The organism is Ruegeria sp. AB8, from assembly GCF_056542605.1.
Window position 1 is genome coordinate 211,643 of sequence record NZ_JBQGAB010000007.1, and the last position, 6,113, is coordinate 217,755.

The 6,113-nt window shown below is 52.1% G+C and carries 3 protein-coding genes and 2 pseudogenes; all 5 read left to right on the forward strand.

Features of this window, described 5'->3' with window-relative positions; all coding sequences use genetic code 11:
- Positions 1 to 30 precede the first annotated feature (30 nt).
- Positions 31 to 456 (forward strand): annotated as a pseudogene (locus ACR0CG_RS09720) (integrase core domain-containing protein); the annotation flags it as partial.
- Positions 457 to 2,360: 1,904 nt separating this feature from the next.
- Positions 2,361 to 2,810, forward strand: a complete 450-nt coding sequence (locus ACR0CG_RS09725) for a phasin family protein (protein ID WP_480524428.1) — start codon at positions 2,361 to 2,363, stop codon at positions 2,808 to 2,810.
- A gap of 58 nt (positions 2,811 to 2,868) precedes the next feature.
- Positions 2,869 to 3,276 carry a universal stress protein gene (locus tag ACR0CG_RS09730; protein WP_480524429.1) on the forward strand — a complete coding sequence of 136 codons (408 nt, stop codon included), beginning with the start codon at positions 2,869 to 2,871 and terminating at the stop codon, positions 3,274 to 3,276.
- 421 nt (positions 3,277 to 3,697) lie between these two features.
- Positions 3,698 to 3,883, forward strand: a pseudogene (locus ACR0CG_RS09735) (IS6 family transposase); the annotation flags it as partial.
- Between the two features lie 462 nt (positions 3,884 to 4,345).
- Entirely contained in the window at positions 4,346 to 6,019 is a 1,674-nt protein-coding gene (locus tag ACR0CG_RS09740) for an acetolactate synthase large subunit (protein ID WP_480524431.1), read from the forward strand.
- Positions 6,020 to 6,113 lie beyond the last annotated feature (94 nt).

A 6,113-nucleotide genomic window follows, 5' to 3' on the forward strand; every position in this document is an offset into this window, starting at 1 on the left:
ACCAGTACAGGTGGCAGGCTCAGAGTGCACAGCCGGGAATGCCTGGCTGCCGTCGTGGACACATCCATTTGGGGGGGCGCACGTGTCACCCGTGAGTTGGATCGGATCGCTGAGTTGCGTGGCTATCCTTGCCTGGTAGTCTCAGATAACGGCACCGAACTGACCTTAAACGCGATGCGCAAGTGGCAAGGAAATCGCAAGGTCGATTGGCACTACATTGCGCCAGGCAAGCCCATACAAATCGGCGTGGTCGAGAGCTTTAACGGAAGGATGCGTGAGGAGTGCCTCAACGAACACCTATTCCAGTCTCTGCGCCATGCCGGTCGCACGATTGCTGCATTGCGCGCCGACTACAATCGCAACCGACCTCTTTCTAGCCTCGCGGGCCTGACGCCACACGAATATGCTGACCGGTCAAAGGAAGACCAAAACCTGAACAGAGCTAACCTAAATTAGCAGACTCGAAGGGGAGCAGTTCATTTTACACATCTGAAAGCTTGAGCAAACGGCTGGTGGGGACATAGTCCTCTGCTCTCAGTACACCTTTTGGGGCATGGTGCGACGCGCCGAACTCGCACCCCTCATTGAAATCGTAAACCCTCATCAAGGCGCGCCGCTCCACACTGCTACTTGTTCGGGTTGTTCAAATTGGGTCGGTGGAATGAAAAATGCGGTTGTGCTCTGACATTTAGAAATCGCAATTCAATTCTCCAGCGAGCTTTTTGGGGCTCGTGGGGCGGCACGCCGAACCCAACAACCCGCTCATAACCGGTCGCAATATTCGGAATGCGCAAAAATCAACGCGTGCCACCCACGGTCAGAGGATTGCATGGTGGCAAAATTATGCCCGCTGCTCGTTACGAAACTTACTGCTTGCCTTTTGGAAACAGACTATTTCGCCAGATTTTGCAATGCTACGGGAATTCCCCAATTTCGAGGATTGGGTGCTCAAGGTAAGTTGTCTTCAACGGAACACTACTACCACTCCGGAATTCCCCCTTGTGAGAGAGGGGCTGGCTCTTACCCCCTCGTCCAGCCCCTCGCTCCACCCATCACAAAGCTATCAATTGTGACAGGTAGTATGCTTGATCTGATTGTAATTGGCAGTGCATATCAGCTTCACGGTCTGGTCCACTCGCTTTTTTCGGGGAGTTCGAGGTGTGCGACACTCGGGTCGCGTTGTTTCAGAAGCCATTTCGTACTATTTTCTTCAATCTCGTTGAACACTTTTTTGGTTTAGGGTTGCAGCGTTATGCGGCTTTTTCTGATCGGCGTTGTTGTGATTTCGCTGTCCGCGGCTGTCTCTTGAACGAGGTACTTCAGGTCCGATTTTGATAGCGATGTAGTCGGTCCCACCCCGGCGCACCAGTTGGCGACGTGCTGTTCTAGATTGAAGGAAGTAGAAGCGTCAATGTCAGCAATTCCATAGTAGATGTCGGTATCTTACTAAAAGTCCGAGCGAACTGCTTGCACAAGGTCCTGCTGACATATCAGTCGCCGAAATCAACTATGCGGTTGTGGGTCGTCAAGGTTCAACTCTCGCTGCGCATCATCAGCGGCGGCGAGACAGGTAAAGCAGAAAAACGAACGGTACTAGTTGGCCCGCGCTGCAAGCTAGCTAGAGGGGACAAGAGCAACGCGGGCCCCCCGAAGGGTGGTAGTAATAATTAGTTAGCGTGATTGCCTGACCCGGCTCCGCGTCGCAGCGCCGCAGGCAAGAAAAATCCGCGCTGCTGAGGGGTGGGATCATTCGCGGCGTAGGGTTGCTCCGCAATAACCCCCCGACAAGGTGTGCCACGGCGCGCAAGATCAGGAAAAGAGCACCGGCCCAACCCATCAAGCCAAAGGCCTCAATATCCAACGTGGCGCCAGCCAACCGGAAGAACAGGATGATGAATGGCCATTGAATGTGCTCGATCTCATGAAAAGCACGGTCATGATGGTGGGCAAGATTTCCGACAACTGCGCCTGCAACCATGCCTGATAAAAGAAACGAAACCTCCAGCAATAGCGAAAGACCCGCTGTCAGAAAGACGATACAAACCGCTTCGGCTTTCAGGGGCGCTCCCGTTTTCAAGCGCCCGGTCAGACAAGCGGATGGCACGCCAATCCGGCAAGGATGAGGACACCAAGGGTAATCAGAAAGACGGCAACGTGCACATAAAACCAAGCGTTAACTTCTTGTCTAGAATACTCAAATTCCGACCCTGCCTTGTAGGAACTGATGTCGGAGCGAATGCGAATACCCTTACACGGTCTGAACCGAGGATCATAAGAATAAGAGATATTGATCTGTATTAAGGCGGATGCCCACCGCAAGTGGCACAATAGGTCAATCAGGGAATGAGGAGGAATTTTCGATGTCGACAAAGAAGTCCAAGTCAAATTACCCGGCTTCACTTGTGGACGTTTTCAAGAATGTGCAGCCGCCCATGTCTGGCAATCCGGCCTTCGGTGCCCAAATCGAACAATTCTGGGACGCGCAAGAAAAAATGCTTGAGGAAACAGAGGCCTTTGCGCAGCATTGGTTCGAGCGGCGACATGAGGCGGTCCGAACGGCCCTGCAAGCTGCGCGTGAAGTGTCTTACGCTAACTCGTCGGAACCGTCGAAAGCCCTTCAGAGTATGGCGGAATGGCAGCGCCACTCGACGGAGCGATTGGTTGCTGACGCGCAGGAATGGTTCGAAACCGTGGCCCGTTGTGCAGCATATGTCGCTGAAACCGAGGCTGAAGCTGTTGAGCAAACAGTTGATGATGTTGCAGCCGCTACAAAGAGCGCAGGGAAATCTTCAAAGTCTGAGCCGGTTTAGATTTCCTGCTGCCGACTAAACCAGATTGAAATCATCAGAGAAGTAGATAGGAGGTCAAATGTACAAGAACATCCTGATCCCGGTTGCACTGGACCAAGAGCACGACACCCAAGCATCGTTTGAGGCCGCACACCAATTGGCTGATGCGGACGCTGTATTTACTGTTGTGCACGTCCAAGAGCCTATCCCCGCGTATGTGGGGTCCCAGATTCCAAGCGAAGTGCTTGCAAATACGCGGCATGAGATCCTTGAGAACTTGCATCAGACAGCTGCTGAAATTCCATGCGCGGAAACTCGGCTTATCTCTGGGCATGCGGGCAGGGCTATTGTCGATTTCGCAAATGAGAGCGACGCGGATTGCATCGTCTTGGCCTCGCACAAGCCTGGTTTTGAGGACATATTTCTAGGTTCCACTGCGAACAGAGTCGTGCATCACGCCAAGTGTTCGGTTCACGTAATTCGTTGATCCAAGTTTAACGGTGTGTGTTCTTTTTGGAGCGGTCCCTCACTTAGTGAGCCAAATTAAAGTGAGACAATAGGCAACTATGTCAAGGAAGCCTTGGGTTGCGGTTAGATTTTCTACATTTTTTTCAGCTTAACTGCGGTATTGATTTTATTAGAATGAAGGATGGCCTTGTAGGGCGAACTTGGATTTAGGCGGGCCGCGGGCTTTCCAAACCTTCGTCCATCGGCCTTGTCAGATCAGATAGTTCTGATACCGCTTCAGATTCCTGTTTTTCTGTTCCGCACCGCTCTGCAAAGTCTTTCTCTTTACAGATCAAATTACTGCGTGCTCTCGTTAGAAGAGAGAGCAAAGAAGGACGGCAGGAGGCCTTGTCAGAAGTACTTTGCTTGAGCGGGGCAGGGCGGTTGCGTAGCTTTTGTCCATGACCAAACCTGCCTCGTTCAAATACTTCAAAACCAGCCCCGAAATCATCCGTCTTGCGGTGATCTCGTACATCCAATTTTCGCTTTCTTTGCGGAATGTGCAGGATTTGCTGCAAGAGCGAGGCATCAATGTTAGCCATGAAACTGTCCGATACTGGTTTTACAGGTTCGGCCAGGTGTTAGCTTAAGAGTTCAGGTGCAAGCCGGTGCAACAACTGCGCGCTTTGCCGCTTTGTAGGCAGAGCGGTCATTCAAATCGTCTCGCAATACCGCTCCGCAGCGAACAGTTGGAAAGTCCGTTTAGCAGACATGTAGGAAAGGCGATCCCCTCAAAGGTTCGGGACACATCTGAGCCGACTGTCCAATTTTTTTGGGCCGCTTCAAATAATGCTATTTCATTGGCCGCGCGGATACTTGTTCGAATTCATTTTGCAGTGCCTACTTTACACCGGTACTGCTGTTGAAGCTATCCTTCGCGCGTGCTGTATTGAATTAAAGCAGGTGAAATTCGATGGTGGTGCGTTAATTCAAGCATCGGTGGTTGCAAACCACTGAAAACAGAATTTTCCGCATCCTATTTGAATTACTGACAACTCATGTGCATGTGGAGCCAAACCGACCGGCCCAATGTGATTTTAGGAGGGAACATGTCCCCTTTATATCAAACTGCGTCGTCGTTCACCAAAGCCTCGGATTTGCTGGTCGAAGCGCTCGAGGCGGAGGGCGTTGAGTATGTTTTTGCCGTCCCGGGTGAGGAAAACCTGGATGTGTTGGAGTCCTTGAGGACGTCCAAGATTGAACTTGTCCTGACCCGTCACGAACAGGGGGCGGCATTCATGGCGGCAACGTATGGGCGTTTGACGGGCAAGGCGGGGGTTTGCATGGCAACACTTGGTCCCGGTGCCACAAACTTTGCCACACCCGCAGCTTATGCGCATTTGGGCGGGATGCCTCTGGTTATGATAACGGGCCAAAAACCGATCAAGAAATCGAAACAGGGGCAGTTTCAGATCATCGATGTGGTGGGTCTGTTTGATCCGATCTGCAAGATGTCCAAGCAGATTGTGCACGGCAACACCATCCCCTCGTTAATCCGCGAAGCGTTTCGCGTCGCGCAAGAGGAGCGACCCGGTGCGGTTCTGCTGGAACTTCCTGAGGATATAGCAGCCGAAGATACCACCGAACCAGTCCTGCAACCTCATCCGCGTTACTATGCCGTGGCAGGTGACACGGTTCTGAATGAGGCAGCCGAGATGATCCGCTCAGCCAAAATGCCCTTGCTGCTATTGGGGGCAGGTGCCAACCGGAAACACGCCCGCAGTGCGCTCAGTCAGTTTGTAAATGACACGCAGATTCCTTTCTTTGTCACGCAGATGGGCAAAGGCGTGGTGGACGAACGGTCCGATCTGTTTTTGGGAACGGCAGCGTTATCCGATGGGGACTACTTACATTGCGCGATCGAACGGGCAGATCTGATTATCAATGTGGGTCACGACGTGGTGGAAAAGCCTCCTTTCTTCATGAAAGAAGGCGGAACCAAGGTTATCCATGTGAACTACAAGGCCGCGCAGGTCGACCAAGTCTATTTCCCACAGGTCGAGGTTGTTGGCGATCTGGCTCAATCTATTGAACGGCTGGGAAAGAAGCTTGACGGTCCCTTGGAGTTTGACCGCAGCTACTTCGAGCGGGTCAAACAGGAAACCGACATGCACATCTCGGCAGGTGCAGATGATCCGCGTTTCCCAGTAATCCCGCAGCGTTTTGTGGCCGATACGCGCAAAGTTATGCGGGATTGCGATATCATCGCGTTGGACAATGGCATCTATAAAATATGGTACGCGCGAAATTATCAGGCCTACCAGCCCAACACAGTCCTGCTGGATAACGCACTGGCCACGATGGGAGCCGGCCTTCCCTCCGCCATGATGGCGGCCAAACTTTATCCAGACCGTCGCGTTATGGCGATATGTGGCGACGGCGGCTTTATGATGAATAGTCAGGAGATCGAGACCGCTGTTCGACTAGGGCTCAATCTGGTTGTGGCCGTGTTGAACGACAACTCGTACGGGATGATCCGCTGGAAGCAGTCTCAAGCCGGGTTTGAAGATTGGGGGCTGGAGTTCAAAAACCCTGATTTTGTGGAATATGCCAGAAGCTATGGTGCGACAGGCCACCGGGTAGAGCGAACTGAGGATCTGGTACTGACCTTTGAGAAAGCGTTTGCAGCTGATGGCGTCCATCTGATCGATCTTCCTGTTGATTACAGTGAAAACCAACGCGTACTGATTGATGAACTGGCCGAAAAGGTTTGTTTGATCTAATCTTGTCTGACGTCAGCACCAATGGGACAGTTTAAGTAGATTTGATAAGAGAGGGTTTCTGGCTCATCGTAACCGCCAAGGAGTGGAGATGAGA

Excerpts from the sequence above, each read along its gene's own strand:
- ACR0CG_RS09725 (WP_480524428.1), top strand. The coding sequence starts at position 2,361 with ATGTCGACAAAGAAGTCCAAGTCAAATTACCCGGCTTCACTTGTGGAC.
- ACR0CG_RS09730 (WP_480524429.1), top strand. The coding sequence starts at position 2,869 with ATGTACAAGAACATCCTGATCCCGGTTGCACTGGACCAAGAGCACGAC.
- ACR0CG_RS09740 (WP_480524431.1), top strand. The coding sequence starts at position 4,346 with ATGTCCCCTTTATATCAAACTGCGTCGTCGTTCACCAAAGCCTCGGAT.